At 71.9% G+C, this 19503-nt stretch carries 15 protein-coding genes and 1 pseudogene; 6 read left to right on the forward strand and 10 right to left on the reverse strand.

The window, feature by feature from the left end; translation table 11 throughout:
- Positions 1 to 64: 64 nt before the first annotated feature.
- Both ABZX30_RS34460 and ABZX30_RS34465 read right to left on the reverse strand, forming a co-directional pair.
- Positions 65 to 1423 carry a wax ester/triacylglycerol synthase family O-acyltransferase gene (locus ABZX30_RS34460; protein ID WP_355941236.1) on the reverse strand — a complete coding sequence of 453 codons (1359 nt, stop codon included), beginning with the start codon at positions 1421 to 1423 and terminating at the stop codon, positions 65 to 67.
- 150 nt (positions 1424 to 1573) lie between these two features.
- On the reverse strand, positions 1574 to 3895 hold the full coding sequence (locus ABZX30_RS34465) for a GH92 family glycosyl hydrolase (RefSeq protein ID WP_355941239.1): 2322 nt from the start codon (positions 3893 to 3895) through the stop codon (positions 1574 to 1576).
- Between the two features lie 178 nt (positions 3896 to 4073).
- Here ABZX30_RS34465 and ABZX30_RS34470 point away from each other — a divergent pair, with 178 nt between their 5' ends.
- Complete coding sequence (locus tag ABZX30_RS34470) at positions 4074 to 4451, forward strand: hypothetical protein (RefSeq protein WP_355941242.1); 378 nt, start codon at positions 4074 to 4076, stop codon at positions 4449 to 4451.
- A gap of 23 nt (positions 4452 to 4474) precedes the next feature.
- On the opposite strand, the gene glgC is transcribed toward ABZX30_RS34470, so the two are convergent.
- The 3 genes from glgC to ABZX30_RS34485 are packed head-to-tail and all read right to left on the reverse strand — an operon-like array spanning position 4475 to position 7701.
- Positions 4475 to 5695 carry a glucose-1-phosphate adenylyltransferase gene (gene glgC / locus ABZX30_RS34475; protein WP_355941244.1) on the reverse strand — a complete coding sequence of 407 codons (1221 nt, stop codon included), beginning with the start codon at positions 5693 to 5695 and terminating at the stop codon, positions 4475 to 4477.
- 52 nt (positions 5696 to 5747) lie between these two features.
- Positions 5748 to 6899, reverse strand: a complete 1152-nt coding sequence (glgA, locus tag ABZX30_RS34480) for a glycogen synthase (protein ID WP_355941247.1) — start codon at positions 6897 to 6899, stop codon at positions 5748 to 5750.
- Between the two features lie 16 nt (positions 6900 to 6915).
- A complete protein-coding gene (locus ABZX30_RS34485; protein WP_355941250.1) occupies positions 6916 to 7701 on the reverse strand; it encodes a (2Fe-2S)-binding protein in 786 nt (261 codons plus the stop codon).
- 229 nt (positions 7702 to 7930) lie between these two features.
- On the opposite strand from ABZX30_RS34485, the gene ABZX30_RS34490 reads away from it, so the two are divergent.
- Positions 7931 to 9121: a DMT family transporter gene (locus ABZX30_RS34490; RefSeq protein WP_355941253.1), complete on the forward strand. Its 1191-nt coding sequence runs from the start codon at positions 7931 to 7933 to the stop codon at positions 9119 to 9121.
- Here the strand turns inward: ABZX30_RS34490 and ABZX30_RS34495 are convergent.
- The gene (locus tag ABZX30_RS34495; protein WP_355941255.1) at positions 9111 to 10277 is read right to left on the reverse strand and encodes a transglycosylase family protein; all 1167 of its coding nucleotides are present in this window, start codon (positions 10275 to 10277) and stop codon (positions 9111 to 9113) included. The genes ABZX30_RS34490 and ABZX30_RS34495 overlap by 11 nt on opposite strands.
- 306 nt (positions 10278 to 10583) lie before the next feature.
- Here ABZX30_RS34495 and gndA point away from each other — a divergent pair, with 306 nt between their 5' ends.
- Positions 10584 to 12023 (forward strand): NADP-dependent phosphogluconate dehydrogenase, encoded by a 1440-nt coding sequence (gene gndA, locus ABZX30_RS34500; protein WP_355941258.1) that lies wholly within the window; start codon positions 10584 to 10586, stop codon positions 12021 to 12023.
- 520 nt (positions 12024 to 12543) lie between these two features.
- Here gndA and ABZX30_RS34505 read toward each other — a convergent pair.
- Together ABZX30_RS34505 and panD are read right to left on the reverse strand one after the other, a co-directional pair.
- Positions 12544 to 12894: a GNAT family N-acetyltransferase gene (locus ABZX30_RS34505; protein WP_355941260.1), complete on the reverse strand. Its 351-nt coding sequence runs from the start codon at positions 12892 to 12894 to the stop codon at positions 12544 to 12546.
- 23 nt (positions 12895 to 12917) lie between these two features.
- Complete coding sequence (gene panD / locus ABZX30_RS34510) at positions 12918 to 13337, reverse strand: aspartate 1-decarboxylase (RefSeq protein WP_355941263.1); 420 nt, start codon at positions 13335 to 13337, stop codon at positions 12918 to 12920.
- Positions 13338 to 13943: 606 nt separating this feature from the next.
- Here panD and ABZX30_RS34515 point away from each other — a divergent pair.
- On the forward strand, positions 13944 to 14354 hold the full coding sequence (locus tag ABZX30_RS34515) for an FKBP-type peptidyl-prolyl cis-trans isomerase (RefSeq protein WP_355941266.1): 411 nt from the start codon (positions 13944 to 13946) through the stop codon (positions 14352 to 14354).
- Positions 14355 to 14430: 76 nt separating this feature from the next.
- Here ABZX30_RS34515 and ABZX30_RS34520 read toward each other — a convergent pair.
- A pseudogene (locus tag ABZX30_RS34520) lies at positions 14431 to 14845 on the reverse strand (nucleotidyl transferase AbiEii/AbiGii toxin family protein); the annotation flags it as partial.
- A 349-nt stretch (positions 14846 to 15194) separates the two neighbouring features.
- On the opposite strand from ABZX30_RS34520, the gene ABZX30_RS34525 reads away from it, so the two are divergent.
- Positions 15195 to 16925: an endo-1,4-beta-xylanase gene (locus ABZX30_RS34525; protein WP_355941269.1), complete on the forward strand. Its 1731-nt coding sequence runs from the start codon at positions 15195 to 15197 to the stop codon at positions 16923 to 16925.
- 478 nt (positions 16926 to 17403) lie between these two features.
- Here the strand turns inward: ABZX30_RS34525 and ABZX30_RS34530 are convergent, their stop codons facing one another.
- Entirely contained in the window at positions 17404 to 18627 is a 1224-nt protein-coding gene (locus tag ABZX30_RS34530; protein WP_355941272.1) for an MFS transporter, read from the reverse strand.
- 364 nt (positions 18628 to 18991) lie between these two features.
- On the opposite strand from ABZX30_RS34530, the gene ABZX30_RS34535 reads away from it, so the two are divergent.
- On the forward strand, positions 18992 to 19393 hold the full coding sequence (locus ABZX30_RS34535) for a cupin domain-containing protein (RefSeq protein ID WP_355941275.1): 402 nt from the start codon (positions 18992 to 18994) through the stop codon (positions 19391 to 19393).
- Positions 19394 to 19503: the final 110 nt, after the last annotated feature.

Below are 19503 nucleotides of genomic sequence, written 5' to 3' on the forward strand. Positions count from 1 at the left end.
GTCAGCGGGCGCGCACCTGTCGCTCGGCCGGTTCACCGCGCGGCGGCCGGCGGGGACCACGCCGTCAGGGGGCGCAGACCGCGAGCAGGGTTTCCACCTCGTCCGTCACCGCCCGGGCCAGCCGGTCCAGGTCCGGTACCGCCTCGGCGTCGGCGACGAGGCCGTAGTGGACGTGGCCGCGGTAGGTGGAGATCGCGACGGCGAGGGACTGGCCGGGGGCGAGCGGGGCGAAGGGGTAGACCGCGGCCAGCGGGTGGCCGCCGAGCCGGAGACCGAGACCGGGCAGCGGCACGCTGGTGACCAGGATGTCGAACCACAGCCGGGCGGCCTGGCCGACGAGCGGTCCGCCGAGCCGGTGGCCGAGCGCCGGCACGTGGTCGGCCAGCAGCGCGACGGCGCCCGCGCCCCGGTTCGGGCCCGCGTCCTTGTTGCGGTCCATCGCGGTACGGACCCGGGCCAGGCGGGCGAGCGGGTCGGGATCACCGACCGGGAGCCGTATCAGGTATCCGGAGAGCCGGTTGCCCTGTGGGTGCGCGGTGCGCGGGCGGCGCCGGGAGACCGGGATCAGGGCGCGCGGCGCCACGCCCTCGCTGCCGTCGCCGCGCTCGTCCAGCCAGCGGCGCAGGGCGCCCGCGACGACGGCGATGAGGACGTCGTTGACGGTGCCGCCGACGGCCTTGCGCACGCGGTGCACGTCGTCGATGTCCAGATCGACCCCGGCCGTGCGCCGGGTGCCGCTGGAGCCGGAGGCCAGCGCCGCGGAGGAGCTCATCCCCAGGGTGGACAGGGCGACGGAGGCCCCGATGTCCAGGGCCCGGCCCACGTCGGACAGCGCGCCGCGCAGCAGCCCGGGGACCCGGCCGGGCAGCCTGCGCAGGTCGGCCAGCAGGCCGCGCGGGGGCTCGACGGGGCGGGGCCGGCGCTCCGGCATGTCCATCGGGTCCAGTACCGCGGCGGCCAGCGTCAGCGCCCTGAGGCCGTCGGCCAGCGCGTGGTGGAACTTGAACAGGACCGCGAAGGAGACCCCGTCCTCGCCCGGCAGCACATGCGCCTCCCAGGGTGCCCGGGCACGCTCCAGCGGGCGCTCCATGAGCCGGCCGGCCAGGGCGTGGAAGTCACCGGTCGGGGCGTGCAGGCGTACGTGGTCGAGCGGGTCGAAGCCGGGGTCCGCCTCGCGGGCGGCCCCGCCGAAGGAGCCGAGCCGGTGCGGCCGGCGCAGGTCGAGCGGCTGCCACACGTCGCGGATGCGCATTCTGAGGCCGGGCACGGCGGCGGCACGGGCGGCGAGCAGGTCGGCGGCGTGGGCGCCGGCGGTGGGCGAGTGCGCGGAGAAGACGCCGAGCGCGCCCAGGTGCATCGGGTGCCGGTCGGACTCGATGTTCCAGAACGCCAGATCGAGAGGTGCGAGCGGATCACTTGTCAATGGCTTGCCTCGCGTCGACGACGGGTGGGGCGGGTCTGCAGTCAATCCCCGCTGGACGATTACGGTCAAGTACGGTCGGGCTACGCTCAGTTAACAGCAGATTAAGTCCCGCCCCCGGGGAAAGGGGCGGGACACACGGGACGCCTGAGGTCACTTCAGCACCGGGGGTGCCGCCTGGGGTGACGTACCCCACTCCGACGGGCGCGGGCCGACCGTGAACGCCAGCGAGCGCAGCGACCGCAGCTCCCGGGTCGTCAGGTAGGTCCGGTCGTGCGCGGTGGCGTCCGCGCGCACCGTCTGGACGTAGCGGTCGGCCGCCGAGGTGCCCGGCGCCGTGACCGTGAGGGCGCCGCCGGGCCAGAAACGGCGGTCCAGCGTGAGGTCGACCCGGTCGAAGACGGGCGTGGACAGCCCCCAGGTGCCGTACCCGGGCTGCACCGGGAAGAGCCCGATCGAGGACAGCACGTGCCAGGCGGACATCGTGCCCAGGTCGTCGTTGCCGGTCATGCCGGTCGGCGTGTCGGTGAACAGGGTCAGCGCCGCGTGCACCACGTCGGTGGTCTTCCAGGGCTGCCCGGTCCACAGGTAGGTGTAGGGAGCGGCGAGGTCGGGCTCGTTCTGCGGGTTGTAGACGGCCGCGTTGTAGTAGGCGTACGGGTCGCCGTGCACCCACACCTCGCGCGCGGTCCCGGCCGGGTCCGCGCGCAGCCTGTCGTAGGCGAAGAACGCGTCGAGCCGGCCGTTCGCCGCGCGCTCGCCGCCGATCAGGCCGACCACGCCGGGGATGTCCTGCGGCACCATCCACTGGTACTGCCAGGCGGTCCCCTCGTGGAAGCCCACGCCGGCGGCCGGGTCGGCCGGGCCGGTGAAGGCGCCGGAGGCGTCCCGGGCGCGGAAGAACCCGGTCGAGGGGTCGAAGACGTTGCGGTAGTTGCGCGACCGGGCCGCATACCGGGCCGCGTCCCCGTCGTGGCCCAGGGCGCGGGCCATCTGGGCGAGCATCGCGTCCGACAGGGCGTACTCCAGGGTGACGGAGCCGCCCTCGTGGTAGTCGGAGTCGCCCGGCTTGGTGCGCGGGCGGTCCTTGATGTACGGCGCGAATCCGTGTCCCAGGTACTCCGCGTTGGCCTCCCGGCCCACCCCCGGGTAGTCGGCGGGCGGCACCCCGTCGGCGTTCTTCCGCAGCGCCCGGTAGGCCCGCTCCTCGTACCCCCGCAGCAGGCCCGTCTGGTAGGCGGTGGTCAGGAACGGGGTCACCGGGTCGCCGGTCATGATGTTCGTCTCGACCGGTCCGTAGCCCCACTTGGGCAGCCAGCCGCCGTCCTCGTCGACCTTGACCACCGAGATCGCCATGTCCCGGGCCTCGCGGGGCGCGAGCAGGGCCAGCAGCTGGCACTGGGTGCGGTAGGTGTCCCACAGCGACCAGTTCTGGTAGTACGTGAAGCCCTCGGCCCGGTGGACCCGCCGGTCCCAGCCGGTGTAGCGGCCGTCCGCGTCGCTGCCGGTGTTCGGTGCCAGGAACGAGCGGTACAGGGACGAGTAGAAGGTGCGGCGCAGGGCCGCGTCGCCGCCGCGGACCCGGACCGTGCGAAGACGGCGCTCCCAGGCCTGCCGGGCCCGGTCCCGGACGGCGTCGAAGGAACGTCCGCCCTCGGCGCGCAGATTGATCTCGGCGCCGCGCGCGTCGACGTACGACAGGGCGGTGGTCGCCTCGACGGTGCGGTCCCGGGTGGTGTCGAAGCGTACGTAGGCGCCGCCGCGCCCGGTCCGGGAGCCCGCGGTGACCGTGGCGCCGTCCCAGGTGCCGTACGCGGTGAAGGGCCGGGAGAAACGGGTGATGGTGTACACGGTGTACGGACCGGTCTCCCGGCAGAAGCCGTGGCCGGTGATCGCGGTGCGCACGGTCCGGTCGTCGAGGATCTCCACCGCGCTGGTGACCGGCCTGTGCAGCGCCTGGGCCGCGTTCAGCAGGACGTTGGCGTGGTCGGTGGCGGGGAAGGTGTAGCGCTGCACGCCGGTGCGCTCGGTGGCGGTGAGCTCGGCCTCGATCCCCGAGTCCAGGCCGACCCGGTAGTAGCCGGGGCTCGCCGTCTCGTCCTCGTGCCGGAAACCGGCCGCGTACCGGGCGTAGTCGGTCCGGGTGACCTCGCCGGTGGTGGGCAGTACGGGCAGGTCGCCGCCGATCCGGCAGCCGACGCCCGGGAGATGGACCAGGGAGAAGCCGCGGATGCGGTCCTGGGAGTAGTCGTAGCCGGTGTTGTGCCCGGTGTCGGGCGAGAGCTGCACCATGCCGAAGGGCACGGCCGCGCCGGGGAAGGTGTTGCCCTCGTTCTGGGTCCCGATGAAGGGGTTGACCAGGTCGGTGAGGCGGCCGTCGGACGGTTCCGCGGCCCGTGCGGCGGGGGTGGTCAGCAGCGCGGACACCGCCATCACCCCGGCCAGGCACAGCCGCGGGCGCCGGGTCCCTCTCATGTGGCCTCCGGAGATTTCGACATCGTTGTCCGCATCCTGGGGGCCCAAGGCCATGAAGCCGGGGAGGGCGCGCGGATCGCGCGGAACGCGTCGCGCGCCGACAATGGAGGCAGCCGCCCCTCGGCGGAGGGAGTACGGCCTCCTCAGCGGACCTCCTCAGCGGGAAGAAGGCGAGGACATGCCGAAGGTTTCCAGGGACACGGCCACGCAGGGCGGCGACTACGGCCCCGTGGTCGACCACTCCGAGGACCTCGAGCCCTACACGGTGGACTTCCTGATGTTCCGCGAGGACGTCGACCACACCCCGTTGCTGCGGGGACTGCCCGAGCACCGCTGCCAGTGCCCGCACTGGGGGTACGTCTTCAAGGGCGAGCTCACCTTCCGCTACCCGGACCACGACGAGGTGTACCGCGGCGGTGAGGCCTTCTACGCGCCGCCGGGACACGTGCCCGTGCACACCGAGCCGGGCAGCGAGTACCTCCAGTTCAGCCTCGCCGACGACCTGCGCCGGTCGAGCGAGGTGACCATGACCCACTTCCCGCCGCTGACCGGCTGAGCGGACCGGCCGGACGGCAGGGCCTACGGCACCCGCTGCCCCTTGCCCAGCGCGATCACCCCGCCCTTGGACACGGTGTACAGCTCCGCGTCCCGCTCCGGGTTGACGCCGATCGTCGCGCCGGGCGGCACCTCGACGTTCTTGTCGAGGACCGCCCCGCGCACGACGGCGCCCCGGCCTATGTGGACGTTGTCGTGCAGCACGGAGCCCTGGACGACCGCGCCCGGGTCGACCCGCACGCCCGGGGACAGCACGGACCGGGTGACCTGGCCGCGGATCAGGCAGCCGGCGCTGATGATGGACTCGCTCGCGATGCCGCCGGCGTTGAAGCGCGCGGGCGAGAGGTGGTACGAGTGGGTGTAGACGGGCCACTGGCGGTTGTAGAGGTTGAACGCGGGGCGCTCGGCGATCAGGTCCATGTGGGCGTCGTAGTACGCGTCGAGGGTGCCGACGTCCCGCCAGTAGCCCTGGTCGCGGACGGTCTCGCCGGGGACGTGGTTGTCGCTGAAGTCGTACAGCTGCGCCTCGCCGCGGGCGGTGAGCTGGGGCAGGATCGAGCCGCCCATGTCGTGCACCGAGCTGTCGTCCTCGGCGTCCCGGTGCAGGGCCTCGATCAGGGCCTTGGTGGTGAAGATGTAGTTGCCCATCGAGGCGACGACGCACTCCGGGTCGTCCGCGAGGCCCGGCGGATCGGCGGGCTTCTCCAGGAAGCGCTCCACGGTCCGCCCGTCGGAACCCGGGGCGATCACACCGAAGGCGGAGGACTCCGAGCGGGGCACACGGATGCCGGCCACCGTCACGCCCGCGCCGCCCTCGATGTGCTGCTGGAGCATCTGCCGGGGGTCCATGCGGTACACGTGGTCGGCGCCGAACACCGCGACGTACTCGGGTGCCTCGTCGTGCACCAGGTTCAGCGACTGCAGGATGGCGTCCGCGCTGCCCAGGTACCAGCGCGGGCCGAGCCGCTGCTGCGCCGGGACCGGTGTGACGTAGTTGCCGAGCAGGCTGGACATCCGCCAGGTGGTGGTGATGTGCCGGTCCAGCGAGTGCGACTTGTACTGGGTCAGCACGCAGATGCGCAGGATGTCGCCGTTGACGAGGTTGGACAGGACGAAGTCGACGAGGCGGTAGGTGCCGCCGAAGGTGACCGCGGGTTTCGCGCGGTCCGCGGTCAGCGGCATCAGGCGTTTACCCTCGCCCCCCGCCAGCACGATGCCGAGTACCGAAGGCCCTCCACGACGCATGGCCGCTCCCCTCACCGTGATTGACACCATGCCTGCCCCAGGCCGGCGCGGGCTAAGCCTGCTCGAGGATCTCCTCGTACAGCCGGACCGTGCGCCGGGCCACCGCGTCCCAGCCGAACTCGCCCACCGCGCGCTCCCGTCCGGCCTCGCCCATCCGCCGGGCCGCCCCCGGATCGCCGAGGACGGTGTCGAGTGCGCGGGTGAGGCCCGGCTCGAAGCCGTCGCCGGCCTCCACCAGGAGACCGGTCACGCCGTCCTCGACCACCTCGGGGATGCCGCCGACCCGGGAGGCCACGACCGGCGTGCCGCAGGCCATCGCCTCCAGGTTGACGATGCCGAGCGGTTCGTACACCGACGGGCAGACGAACACGGCCGCGTGGGTGAGGAGTTGGACGACCTCGGCGCGCGGCAGCATCTGCGGGATCCAGTGCACGCCCGCGCGGACCCGGCTGAGCTCCTCGAAGAGGTCGCGGAACTCCCGGTCGATCTCCGGGGTGTCGGGCGCGCCCGCGCACAGCACGACCTGGGCCGCCGGGTCGATGTCGCGGACCGCGCGCAGCAGGTGGGGCACGCCCTTCTGGCGGGTGATGCGGCCGACGAACAGCACGTAGGGCCGGTCGGGGTCGAGGCCGACGCGGCGCAGCACGTCGGTGCCGGGATCCGGCTGGTACAGGGTGGTGTCGATGCCGTTGTGCACGATGTGGACGCGCGCCGGGTCCAGCGCCGGGTAGCAGCCGAGGATGTCCTCGCGCATCGCGCCCGACACCGCGATCACCGCGTCGGCGGCCTCGATCGCGGTGCGCTCCGCCCAGCCGGACAGGGCGTAGCCGCCGCCGAGTTGCTCGGCCTTCCAGGGGCGCAGCGGCTCCAGCGAGTGGGCGGTGACCACGTGCGGGACGCCGTACAGGAGCTTGGCGACATGGCCCGCGAGGTTGGCGTACCAGGTGTGGGAGTGGACGAGTTCGCGGCCCTCCAGGGCGGCGGCCATGGCCAGGTCCACCGAGAAGGTCCGCAGCGCGTCGTTGGCACCGTCCAGCACGGACCACGGCCGGTGGCGTGTCACGCCGGGCCCGCGGCCCTCGCCCCAGCAGTGCACCTCGAGGTCCACCAGGGGCCGCAACTCGCGGGCCAGGAACTCGACATGGACTCCCGCACCGCCGTACACGTCCGGGGGGTACTCCCGGCTCAGCAGTCCCACTCGCACCGGCAACCCCCTGGTCTCACATGGCCGGACCACCATGGTCACCCAGATGCGGCCCGCGGGGAAGGGCCGGCGGCCGCGGAAAGCAGCAGTCCCCGCAGACTCCGCCGCCGGGCACACGGTAGTAGAGACAGCAGCTGCGGCGCCGGAAACCGGTGCCGGTGAGGGTGCCGGTGGTGCTGAGCAGCGGGTGGGTGAGGAGGGCCGCGGTGAGCGTCAGGGTCCGGTCGGCCACGTCCGTACGGCCGTTCACCCGCGCCCAGCGGTCCAGCAGGCGGGCCGCGCCGGCCAGCGCGGAGCCCGCGTTGCCCCACAGCAGTCCGGTCGCGACCCCGTAGCGGGTCCTCAGGGCTTTCGCCAGGGGCTCGAGGTGGCCGTGCAGTACGGCGTCCGCGAGTGTGCCGGCGTCCGTGGGGTACGGGTCCCGCGGGTGCGGGCGCACCTCGGTCAGCCACAGGTCGTCGGGGGCGGTCGCGGCGAAGTCCCAGAGCAGCAGCGCCGGGTCCAGGTCGGGGAGGCGGCCGTACAGGGCGGCACAGCCGAGGGCCGCCGACCACAGCCGGGCGGCGAGTCCCTGGTGGACGATCGACGCGGACACCCGCGGCTCGGGGGTGCGCAGCCGGTGTGCGACCGCCCCGACCCGCGCGGCCAGGGCGTTTAGCCGCGGGTCCGACGCCGTGTCCGCGTAGGCCTGCGCGAGTGCCGGGAGCGGGCCGGCCGGGGCCGCGCCGGTGTTCGCGGTCGTGCGCAGGACGAAGAAGCCGCCGAGCGGGCGGAGCGCGGCGAGTCGGGGGTCGAGGTCCACGGACGAGAGTAGTACCAGGGCCGGAGGAGGCGCGGTCGAGGCGGCCCCCACCCTGCGGGCGCCCACCTTGGGGAGGAGCGGGCGCCACGCGTACTCCATCGGCAGTAGGACCCATTGACTGCTCAGGGACGACGACGGGAAGGCCCCGGGCGGGCAGAGTGTTGGTCATGGAAGCCGACCGTTCGCCGCGCCGGGCCCCGGGCCCCCGCCCCACGCAGAGGAGCCGCTGATGAGCGCCCTCGCGTTGTCCGTGCTGCTGTCGTTCGTCTCCGCCGTCGCGTACGCGGGCGGGGCGATCGTGCAGGAGCAGGTGGCGCTGTCCTCCCCCGATGGGTCGTACGCGCCGCTGCGCCGCCCCGGTTGGTGGGCGGCGCTCGCGCTGAACGGCTTCGGCGGAGTGCTGCACGCCGTCGCGCTGGCCTTCGGTCCGCTCAGCCTGGTGCAGCCGTTGGGCGCGCTGACCATCGTCTTCGCGCTGCCCATGGCCGCCCTGTTCGTCGGCCGCAGGGCCGGGGCGACGGCCTGGCGCGGTGCCGTGATGGCCACCACGGGCCTGGCGGGCCTGCTCTCCCTGGTCGGCACCTCGGACGGTCATGCGCTGGCCGCGGCCCAGCGGACCGGTGCCGCGCTGGTCACCGGCGGGGCGTTGGTCGCGCTGATGATCGCCGGCCACGCCGCGCACCGGCATCCGGCAGTGCGCAGCGTGCTGCTCGCCACCGCCTCCGGCACAGCCTTCGGCATGTCGTCGGTGTTCATCAAGACGGTCGCGGTCGACTGGACCGACGGGGTGTCGGCGGCGGACCTGCCGTCCCTGGGGATGATCGGTGTCTTCGCCGTCGCCGGTGTGCTGCTGTCGCAGGCCGCCTACCGAGGCGGCGGCCTCGCCGCGCCGCTCGCCACGCTCACGGTGGTCAACCCGGTGCTGGCCGCCGCGGTCGGCATCACGATGTTCGGCGAGACCTTCCGGTACGGCGCCACGGGCATCACTCTCGCCCTGAGTTGCTCGGTGGTGGCGGGCGGTGGCCTGATCCTGCTGATGACCGAACGGCTGGAGCACGCTCCGCAGGCAGCGGAGCCCACCGCCGAGCACCTCGCCGGGCTCCCTGCGGGGCCGGCATCCGAGGCCTCGGCCGGCTCGGCCGCCGAGCCGCTGCCACCGGTGTCACCGCTGGGCGACCTCGGGCAGGGGTCCGCGGTGTTTCCCCGGCAGCGCACCGCGGCGGTCCTGGGCGACGCCGCGCAGGGGGAAGCCGCCCTGGCGGACGCCGCCGCCCTGGCGGACACCACGGTGCCGGACACCGTCCCAGACGACGTCGAGACCCTGGTCGAGGCCGTCGAGTTCCTGATCCCGGCTCCCTACGCGGGCCTGTACGTGCCGCTGCCGGTGCTGGACCGGCAGCGCACGCGGCTCATATCCTGACGCCGCCGGCCCGCAGGTAGGCGACCGGGTCGACGTCCGTGCCGAAGCCGGGTCCCGTGCGCACCTCGAAGTGCAGATGCGGGCCCGTGACGTTTCCGGTGGCTCCGGAGCGGCCGATGCGCTGGCCACCGCTCACCGGCTGCCCGGCCTTGACGGAGATGGCCGACAGGTGGGCGTACTGGGTGTAGCGGCCGTCGGAGTGCCGGATGACGACCTGGTAGCCGTACGAGCCGCCCCAGCCGGCGGCGACCACGTGACCGGCCTCGACCGCCCGGACGGAGGTGCCGGTGGGCACGGGGAAGTCGACGCCCGTGTGATAGCCCTTCGACCAGTGCGAACCGGCGGCGTGGTAGGGCGTGCCCGTGGCGGCGTCGACGGGCGCGACGAGCGAGTGTCCGCTCGTCGACGTGGGACGGGTGTGGTGCGTGGGAGCCTTCTTCTGCGAAGGCTCCCTCTTCTTCGCGGGCTTGGCCGGAGTGCGGGTGTCGGCGGCCGGGGACGCCTTGGCGTGCAGGCTCAGCCGCTGCCCCGGGATGATCAGGTCGGGGTCGGATCCGATGGTCGTCCGGTTGCCCGCGTACAGCCGCTGCCAGCCGCCGTGCACGTGCTGGTCCGCGGCGATCCGGGAGAGCGTGTCGCCGTGCACCACCGTGTACATCTCGGCCTTGCCGGCGCGGGACTGCGGGGTGGTCTGCGGCTGGACGTCCTTGACGGAACTGTGCGTGCTCCTCACCGGGCGGCTCGTGCCGCCGTCGGGGTGGACGCCGGGCGAGCCGCCGCCCCCGGTGAGGCCGGCGTGTACCGAGCAGGCCGGCCAGGCGCCGGGCCCCTGCCCGTCGAGCACCTTCTCGGCGACGGCGATCTGCTGGTCCCGGGTGGCCAGATCGGCGCGGGCCGCGTACGCGGTGCCCCCGTAGGCCTCCCAGGTGGACTGGGTGAACTGCAGTCCGCCGTAGTAGCCGTTGCCCGTGTTGATGGTCCAGTTGCCGCTGGACTCGCAGGCGGCGACCTTGTTCCAGGTGGCCGCGTCCGCCGCGTCCGCGCTGCCGGCGGCGACGAGGGGGATGGCGAGGCCCGCGCCGCCCACGGTGACGGTGAGCGAAGCGCGATTCATCAGGTTCGGCTGATACCGGCGGTGCCGGCCGCGTACGGCCATGTCTCGAGCCCCCTAGCCATGCGTCAGGAGCGGCCAAAATAAGCGCTGCGAACAGGCCATGACAAGTGGGCGATCGGACGCCTCGGACGGCCAAGTGGCCGGGAATCGGCCTTTCTTACCGGAAACCGCCCGGGTCTCCTCGCAGCGGGTCGGAGCCTCGCTGAGGCAAGAGGCGCCTTCCGTGCGTAATCAAAGCTGGCGGGTCGAATGTGCGCCCGCCATAGCGGCACGTCAGGATGGGCTCAGGGCACCACCGCGGCAATACTGGCGGGGCCGTACTCACGAGGCAGTTAGGGAGCAGGCGGTATGAGCACTTCAGCCCAGATCGGCGTCACCGGACTCGCGGTCATGGGCCGCAATCTGGCCCGGAACTTCGCGCGCAACGGCTACACGGTCGCGCTGCACAACCGGACGTCGTCGCGCACGCACGCCCTGGTGGAGGAGTTCGGGCACGAGGGCGACTTCATCGCGGCCGAGACCGCCAAGGAGTTCGTGGCGGCACTGGAGCGGCCGCGCCGTCTGGTCATCATGGTCAAGGCCGGCGACCCGACCGACGCCGTGATCGAGGAGTTCGCCCCGCTCCTGGAGCCCGGCGACATGATCATCGACGGTGGCAACGCGCACTTCGCGGACACCCGCCGCCGGGAGAAGGCGCTGCGCGAGCAGGGCATCCACTTCGTCGGCATGGGTGTCTCCGGCGGCGAGGAGGGCGCACTGCACGGGCCGAGCATCATGCCGGGCGGCCCGAAGGAGTCGTACGACTCGCTCGGCCCGATGCTGGAGAAGATCTCGGCGAAGGCGGCGGACGGGGCGCCCTGTGTGACGCACGTCGGCCCGGACGGCGCCGGTCACTTCGTGAAGATGGTGCACAACGGCATCGAGTACGCCGACATGCAGCTCATCGGCGAGGCGTACCAGCTGCTGCGCGATGTCGCCGGGTACTCCCCCGCGCAGATCGCCGACATCTTCCGCACGTGGAACACGGGGCGCCTCGACTCGTACCTGATCGAGATCACGGCCGAGGTGCTGTCCCACGTGGACGCGGCCACCGGCAAGCCGTTCGTGGACGTGGTGGTCGACCAGGCCGAGCAGAAGGGCACCGGCCGCTGGACCGTCCAGATCGCGCTGGACCTCGGCGTCCCGGTCTCCGGTATCGCCGAGGCGGTCTTCGCCCGCTCCCTCTCCGGCCACGCGGAGCTGCGGGAGGCCTCGCGGGGCCTGGCCGGGCCGAAGCCCGCGGCGCTGAGCGAGGCGGAGGCCGGCGCCTTCGCGGACCGGGTGGAGCAGGCGCTGTACGCGTCGAAGATCGTGTCGTACACGCAGGGCTTCCACGAGATCGACGCGGCGCGCGGGGAGTACGACTGGAACATCGACCTGGGCGCCGTCTCAGCGATCTGGCGTGGCGGCTGCATCATCCGCGCGGCCTTCCTGGACCGTATCCGTGCCGCGTACGACGCCCGGCCCGACCTGCCGAGCCTGCTGTCGGACGAGACCTTCGCGCAGGAGATCGCGGACGCCCAGGACGACTGGCGCGAGGTGATCGTCGCCGCGACCCGGCAGGGCGTGGCGACGCCCGGCTTCGCGGCGGCCCTCGCCTACTACGACGCGCTGCGCGCCGAGCGGCTGCCCGCCGCGCTCACCCAGGGGCAGCGGGACTTCTTCGGCGCGCACACCTACCGGCGGGTCGACCGGGACGGCTCCTACCACACGCTGTGGGGCGGGGACCGGTCGGAGGTGTCCGCGTAGCTCCCCGGCAGGAGGACGTACGTACCCGGTGGTGACGGTGGGCGGCCCGCGTGGCCGCCCACCGGCGCTGTGGCCCCCGCCGGATCAGCTCAGCGGCGGGCCCGGCTCGGGGTTCGGCACCGGCTCCGGACCGGGCGGGACCGGGGACGGCGGAGGTTCCGGCGGGCCGCCCGGCTCGGGCGGCGGCTGCGGAACCGGGTGCGGCTCCGGCACCGGGGGCACGGGAGCGGGCGACGGCTCCGGGGGCGGCACCGGGTTCGGCGGCGGAGGCGGCGTCGGGGCGGGTGGCGGCTCGGGAGCCGGAACCGGGTTCGGGGGCGGTTCCGGGTGCTGCGGGTCCGGGCCCGGCGTCGGCCCGGGCGGGACCGGGTCGGGGTGCGGGTTCGTCATGATGTCCTCCGGCCAGTCACTCGACGTGGGCTCTGGACTACTCCCCCACCTACCCGAGGCCCGCGCCGCCACTCACCCGCCGGGGGTACGACGGAGGGCCGGGTGGGTGCCCGGCCCTCGCGAGCGCGTCTCAGAAGCGGCCCGGATGCGCCACCAGCCACGCCTTCGCGGCGCTCAGCAGTTCCGGGTCCGGCGTGGGGGCGACCTCCGGGTGCCGCGCGGCCCACTGCACGACGTACGGGCACAGCGGCGCCACCGGGATGCCCTCCCGCTCGGCGACGGCGTAGAGCTCGCGGGCCAGGGAGCCCGCGATGCCCTTGCCCTCGTGGGCCGGTTCCACGATCGTGTGCACGGGCACGAGCGCCCGCTCGGGGGCGTCGAGCACGAAGTACTCGATACGCCCGGTGACCGCGCCGTCGGCCACGGCCTCGAGACGCCCGGCCTCCCGGTCGTCGCGGATGCTGATGTCGATGTCGCTCATGGGCCTGCTCCTGATGGCGTCGGTCAGGCCGGTACGGCCTGCGGGCTGCGCTGCTGGTCCGAGCCCGGCACCGGCTCGGACGGGTCCGCGCCCAGGGCCACGATCCGGTTGTCGCGGTCGACGTGCACGACCCGCGGCTCCAGCGCCCGCGCCTCGGCGTCGGTCACCTGAGCGTAGCTGATGATGATCACCAGGTCCCCGGGGTGCACGAGATGGGCGGCCGCCCCGTTGATCCCGACGACCCCGGACCCGCGCTCGCCCTCGATGACGTACGTCTCCAGACGCGCGCCGTTGGTGATGTCGACGATGTGCACGAGCTCACCGGGCAGCAGGTCGGCGGCGTCGAGCAGATCGGCGTCGATGGTCACCGATCCCACGTAGTGCAGGTCGGCCTGGGTGACGGTGGCGCGGTGGATCTTGGACTTGAACAGAGTACGCAGCATTTTGGACTCCCGGAAGACGGCTCCCTGCCTGCTTTGTGCAGGTCAAGGGCGGTCTTCACTGTACACGGGCACGCCTCCCGGTCGAAGGCCTTGCAGAACATCGTGCACCGCACCGAGCAGGCTTCCCACCTGCGCTTCTGTGCGAGCCAGGCTGTGGTGGCGCCGCAGACCAGGCGCTTGTCCGGGTAGCCGTCTCGGACTGTTCGGGGACTGATGCTGATCAGATGCTGACTTATCTGACGGAACATCAGGAGCGGGAGAGGTGGAGAACGAGCGACTCGGCCACGCCCACATCGGCGTCACGGCCGGCGTCTACGCCCACCTCCGACTCCACTTGCGACGCCAAGCCATCGACACCCTCGGCATCGCCCTCGACTCCGGGCAGCCGCTTCCCGTCCGGGCGGCTGCCGTGCAACCCGAGCCACCGCGCGCCGCCCGAGTGTGCGAGGGCTCGTGCGCCGGCCGTGCGGCGGACCGCCGTGCGCGGCCACTGATCCGGTGCGCTCCGGAAACCGGCATGCGCGTTAGCGTGATCCTCTGCCACATGGAGTGTCCATGTGGCGGGTCGGCCCGCACGAGGGTCTGCGACGGAGAGTGACGGAAGCGATGAGTGAACTGACGAAGCCAGAGGTCGACGTCCCGGAGGGTGCTGCGCCTGCCGAGCTGACCGTCCGGGACCTGGTCGTCGGGGACGGGGCCGAGGTGAAGCCGGGCACGGTGGTCAGGGTCCACTACGTCGGGGTGACCTTTGAGACGGGGAAGGAGTTCGACTCCTCCTGGGACCGTGACCAGCCGTTCAAGTTCGCCCTGGGCAGCGGCAGGGTCATCAAGGGCTGGGACCGGGGGTTGAGGGGGATGAAGGTCGGCGGTCGGCGTGAGATCGTCGTTCCCCCGCGTCTCGGCTACGGCAACCAGTCGCCCTCGCCGTTGATCCCGGCGGGCTCGACCCTGGTCTTCGTGGTGGACCTGCTCGACTCGTACTCCGCCGGCACAGGCGGCTGGAGCAGCGCCCGCTGACCCGGACCGTTCCTGTTTCCGCGCCCTCGCCCGCGCCCTCGCCCCAGGCGTTGTCGTCATGGGTCCGCGCACCCGGATCCTCCGCCCACTCCGGCGCCCACGCCTTGAGTTCTTCGATCTGCCGGGAGGTGAGCCCGTACGCGGTGCAGCCCTCGTCCTCGAGGTCGGCGGTGGCGGGAGGCGGCCTGGACGTCGATGAGGTCGCGGACGGTGCCGCGGTCGGCGAGGGCACGGACCTTGGTGCCGATCACGTCGTCGAGGGAAAGAACGGGGCCGTAGCGGGTCTGGGCGGGCGGAGCCCAGAACGCCTCCTTGAGGACGTCGGCCTCGCACTCCTCGCCGGGGTCCGGATCGGTGACGAGGAAACGGCCGCTGAGCGGATCGGTCTGGACGTGCGTGGCCCGCCATCCACGCGCGCTGAGCCCTGCTGTGAGCGAGGCGACGATCTCCTGCATCGGAACGGGGTTCTCGAGGGCGACGTCGAGGTCACGTCTGAGGGGAAGGCGTCCTCCCAGACCTCGCGGATGCAGGGACTGATCAAGCGCCGCAGCACGGGCCACTGCTCGGCGAGGAGCCGGTGCTGCAGGAGGACCACCAGGTCCTCGCGCAGTCCTTCGGCGAGGACGGTCCAGTAGAGCGTCATGCGGGACTTCGGACGGTCCGTTCCCGAACGGTCCTCGGCCGACGGTCCCTCACTCGCACCTGAAACAATGGCGATCAGTCACAGCGGGGCGGCGCAATCGGCTGCGCACCGCTCTTGCCGCGGCCGGGGAGGACGGTGCTCGGCGACGGTGTGGCCGAGGGCGGCGATGCCGTCGGAAGACGGGCTGAGGATGCGGAGTGCTGCTGTTCATGCGGTGTCGAAAGAGCGCTGTCATCGCGGTTGTGTGTGCCTTGGTCGCTGGTGTCTCGGGGGACCGTGCCGGCACCTCCGCGCCCGCGGGGGGACCGGTGGAGGACCTCCTGAACGGCAGGGACTGGGCTCACTTCGCCGGCGGGAAGCCTACGCACGCAGGGGTACGGGTCACACCCCTCGACCGGCGCATCACACGCCAGGACGGTACCGGCGGACAGCCGAACCCACCGGTGAACCTGCGCGGTCCCCACATGGTGTTCCGAGGGGATGTCCGGATCGAAGCCGGCCTGCGGCGCACGGATGACACGGATGCCTACCTGCATCTGTACGGTGAGACGCCGGTCGTCTACGACGAATGGCGCTACGAACGGCGCGGCGTGCGCATCGGCGTGGTCGGCGGGAGGCTCCGGATCGACCGTTGGGACGGGGACTCCGACAGACCTGCGATGACCCGGACCTTCGGGAGCGGCCTGGGGCTCGAAGTCCACCTCGCCGTCGAACTCCGCGCAAACAGGCTGGTGCTGGAGGCCGACGGCAGGGTCGTGGGAACCGTTCCCGCGCGGGACGTCTTCGGCAGTGGCCGCATCTGGTTCGGCGCGGATGCGGGAGCCCGCGGGAAGGGCTGGACCCTCGGCGATCTCCACGCGCGGTCACTGGGACGGGGCCGGATGTCCGTCGTGGACGCGCCTGGCCTGCGAGTGCCCCGGTCCAGCGATGCGATGCGTGATCTGGCGGCGGTTCTCCCACGCCCGATCCGTATGGGAACCGCCCTGGCCGCGGGCCCCTTGCTGACTGACAGCGCCTACCGCCGGACGGCGGGTGAGGAGTTCTCCATGCTTACGCCGGAGAACGACTTCAAGCCGCAGTTCGTCCAGCCTCGACGCGGCGTGTTCGCGTTCGCGGAAGGCGATACCTTGGTGGACTTCGCCAAGGCCAACAGGATGAAGGTGCACGGCCACACCCTCGTCTGGTTCGAAGCCCTGCCCGCATGGATGCGTGCCGAGATGACGCACGAGCAACGCAGGCGCGTCATGGTGGAGCACATACGCGCGGTAGCGGGCCACTTCCGGGGGAAGGTGGCGGAATGGGACGTGGTGAACGAGCCCATGTCCGACGAGGATGAGGACTACTCCAACGGCAACCGGGGCGTGCGGCCACAGTTGTGGTTCGAAGCGATGGGTGAGCAGTACATCGACATCGCCTTCCATGCTGCCCGCGAGGCCGACCCGCACGCGGTGCTGTACCTCAACGAGTACGGGGTGGAGGAGGACGGTCCACGCTGGGACGCCCTCTACGCGCTGCTGATCCGGTTGAAGGAGCGGGGCGTTCCGATCGATGGCGTCGGTTTCCAGGACCACGAATACGCCGTCGGCGACCGTACCGACCCCGAGGTCTTCCGACGCAAGGTCCGGGCTTTGGCCGGGCTCGGTCTGAAGGCCCGGGTCTCGGAGGCGGACGTCCTCGTCGACGAGGACGAAGAGGACATCCAGGCCCGCCAGTTGGCGGGGAAACTCGCAGTCTGCGGCGAAGAACCCAACTGCACCTCGTTCTCGACCTGGGGTTTCACCGACAAGTACGGCTCCACGGCTGACCTGCGACACTATCCCCCGAGTCCGGGAAACGCTCTTCCCTGGGACGCGACGTACGAGGTGAAACCCGCCTACTGGGCACTGCGTGACGTCCTGGACGACGCTCGCCGCTCAGGTACTGGATAGGTACGGCGAACACCGCGAACGACCAGTGGGGTCGTTTCGTCCTGATTCCCCAGCTCGCGGGGGCTGGTGTGGTCCGGGAGTGACGGACTCCCGCCGGTCGGCATCATGATCACTGCGGGGTGATGGTCGGTCACCTCTGGACCGGTGTCCGTGAGGACGAGGAGGGCCCGCAGGAGGGTGGTCGCGTGGCGGGCGTTCATGCGGACCTTGGTCAGGATGCGCCAGGACGTGAGGTGGGCGAACCCGTGCTCGCCGGCGGCGCGTTCGCGGCTGATCAGCCGGACTGACGCTGAGGGGACGCCGACTGGCCTGATGGGCCGTCAGGCAAAAAAACCTCCGCCTTCCGGGGATCGCTCGGACCACTTGCCACGCGTCCGAGACTCCCGAGCATCGCCGGCACCGGCCACCTCGAAGTGAACCCCGCGGCAGGCGTGATCCCCTCGACAGGACAGTTCTCCCCGAACTCGAGCCGTCCGCGCTACGAGTCGGTGCGACTCCGCGTGGTGGAGACCTGGGCCTCGTTCACCTGACCGTCCACCACGGGGGCGGAACGCCACAGGAGCGCGGGAAGCAGTGCGAAGAGGATGCCGGCCAGGCCGAGGAGGCTGATGGACCGGCCGGCGCCGACCCGGTCCGCGGCCACCCCGGCCATGAACGCTCCCATGCCCTGCGCCGTCGCGTTCATCGATCCGGCGATTCCCATGCCGCGGCCGCGCTGGTCGCCGGGGAGCAGGTCGACGAAGGAGGACGCCGCGACCACGGTCAGCACGGCCCACATGGCTCCGCTGAAGCCGAAGGCCAGGATGATCAGAAGGGGGTCGCTCGTCGTGAAGACCAGCAGCACCGGTAGGCACGGCGCCAGGCAGGCCACCGGGAAGATCCGCGCGTACCGGTCCGCGGTCACGTACCTGGCGAAGACCGCCAGCGCAACCACGGAGAACAGACCCTCCGATGCCATGAACAGCCCGGCCCAGCCGCCGCCGAGCCCCAGCTCGAACACCAGTGGCGCGGCGAGCGCCTTGGGCGCGGTGAGGAACACACCGGTGACGGTGGACAGCAGGATCGCGCGCCGCGCCGGCGACCGCCAGATGAACCCGAACGTCGAGGCCGCGCTGCCGGCGGCCGAGGCGGTCGCCACAGGCGGGCGTGACCTCACGAACAACCGCACCACCAGCGCCGCCGCCCCGAAAGTGAGCCCGTCGACGACCAGACACGTGGCCGGATCGAACCCAGTTGCGATGAAACCGCCGACGCAGAACCCGACGAGCTGCCCGCCCTGGGACAGCGACTGGCGCACGGCCATGCCGGCACCGTACTGCTCATGTGGCAGGACGTCGCGCAGGAGAGCCAGGCGCGCGGCGGTGTAGGGCCCGCTCAGGAACGATGACACGGCGACCAGGCAGCACAACGCGCCGAACGGGGCGCCGGGAACAGCCATCGCCAGAACGATCGCCGCCCGCGCCGCGTCGATCGTGACGGAGACCTCGCGCCGCGGCCTCCTGTCGGCCAGCGGGGAGAGCAGAAATCCTCCGACGACGGTGGGCAGATAGGTCAGTGCGTACGTCAGTCCGCTGAGTCCTGCGGACCTGGTCCGCTCGAAGACCAGCAGTGCGAGCGCCACCCGGGACAGTTGGTCGCCGACCACCGACAGCGTCTCGGCCGCCACGATCGCGCGAAATTCTCTATTGCCTATCAGCGACATGGGTTCGAACGGTTCCACAACGAAGTGAAAATCCACTTCCGGCCGCCCGGCATGTATGCACTGACGGGAAGTTTTCATCCAGTCGGAGGGAAGTCACGGTCTGTTCAATGGAACGTGGTTCGGGCGGACGCCAGGCTCTCGAATGGTTCTGACGCTTGCATCCCGGCCGCTTCACGTCTCCGATCACGAGGGGGGTGAATCGTGATGAAGCTCGCTGACTGGTGACACCGTTGACCGGTGCGGCCGAGGCTGTTGTCCGATCGGACGTCTCTGCAGACAGCCTCGGCCGGCCGCGCGTGATCGATAGAGCGAAAGGAATGCCTTGTTCAGCAAACGGAAGGCGATCGGCGCCGCCGTCGCCACGATGGCGGCCGGCGCATCGCTGGTTCTTGCCACGCCCGCGCAGGCCACGCCGCCAGGACCCGGCGTGGTCGGCACGATCATCGCCCAGAAGACGGTCGGCGACACCGACTACATCCTGCGCGAGATCACGATCCCGGCAGGTCAGGCCACCGGGTGGCACTACCACACCGGCACCCTCTACGGCCGGGTCAAGAAGGGCACGCTGAGCCACTTCGACGCGACGTGCAAGTCTGACGGGGTCTATCCGCGCGGCAGCCTCATCCAGGAGCCGAGCGGTGCGGATCACGTACACATAGGCATCAACCGCGGTTCCACCCCGGTGGTGCTGGAGGTCCTCTACATCCTGCCGACCGGCTCCCCGTTGTCGGTCGACGCAGAGAATCCCGGGTGCGGATTCCAGTGATCGGCCGCCTCGCATGAGCTGATCCGGGCACGAGGAAAGAGACGCGGGGGGGGGGGGGCCCGCCCCCCCCGCGCGCCGCCCCCAACACCCCCACCAGAAAAAAAAACACC

The sequence above is a fragment of the Streptomyces sp. NPDC004542 genome, from assembly GCF_040610035.1.
In the GTDB taxonomy this organism is placed as follows: domain Bacteria; phylum Actinomycetota; class Actinomycetes; order Streptomycetales; family Streptomycetaceae; genus Streptomyces.

Excerpts from the sequence above, each read along its gene's own strand:
- ABZX30_RS34515 (WP_355941266.1), top strand. The coding sequence starts at position 13,944 with ATGAGTGAACTGACGAAGCCAGAGGTCGACGTCCCGGAGGGTGCTGCG.
- ABZX30_RS34530 (WP_355941272.1), bottom strand. The coding sequence starts at position 18,627 with ATGTCGCTGATAGGCAATAGAGAATTTCGCGCGATCGTGGCGGCCGAG.
- panD (WP_355941263.1), bottom strand. The coding sequence starts at position 13,337 with ATGCTGCGTACTCTGTTCAAGTCCAAGATCCACCGCGCCACCGTCACC.
- ABZX30_RS34495 (WP_355941255.1), bottom strand. The coding sequence starts at position 10,277 with ATGGCCGTACGCGGCCGGCACCGCCGGTATCAGCCGAACCTGATGAAT.
- ABZX30_RS34465 (WP_355941239.1), bottom strand. The coding sequence starts at position 3,895 with ATGAGAGGGACCCGGCGCCCGCGGCTGTGCCTGGCCGGGGTGATGGCG.
- ABZX30_RS34490 (WP_355941253.1), top strand. The coding sequence starts at position 7,931 with ATGAGCGCCCTCGCGTTGTCCGTGCTGCTGTCGTTCGTCTCCGCCGTC.
- ABZX30_RS34505 (WP_355941260.1), bottom strand. The coding sequence starts at position 12,894 with ATGAGCGACATCGACATCAGCATCCGCGACGACCGGGAGGCCGGGCGT.
- gndA (WP_355941258.1), top strand. The coding sequence starts at position 10,584 with ATGAGCACTTCAGCCCAGATCGGCGTCACCGGACTCGCGGTCATGGGC.
- glgC (WP_355941244.1), bottom strand. The coding sequence starts at position 5,695 with ATGCGTCGTGGAGGGCCTTCGGTACTCGGCATCGTGCTGGCGGGGGGC.
- ABZX30_RS34470 (WP_355941242.1), top strand. The coding sequence starts at position 4,074 with ATGCCGAAGGTTTCCAGGGACACGGCCACGCAGGGCGGCGACTACGGC.
- ABZX30_RS34535 (WP_355941275.1), top strand. The coding sequence starts at position 18,992 with ATGGCGGCCGGCGCATCGCTGGTTCTTGCCACGCCCGCGCAGGCCACG.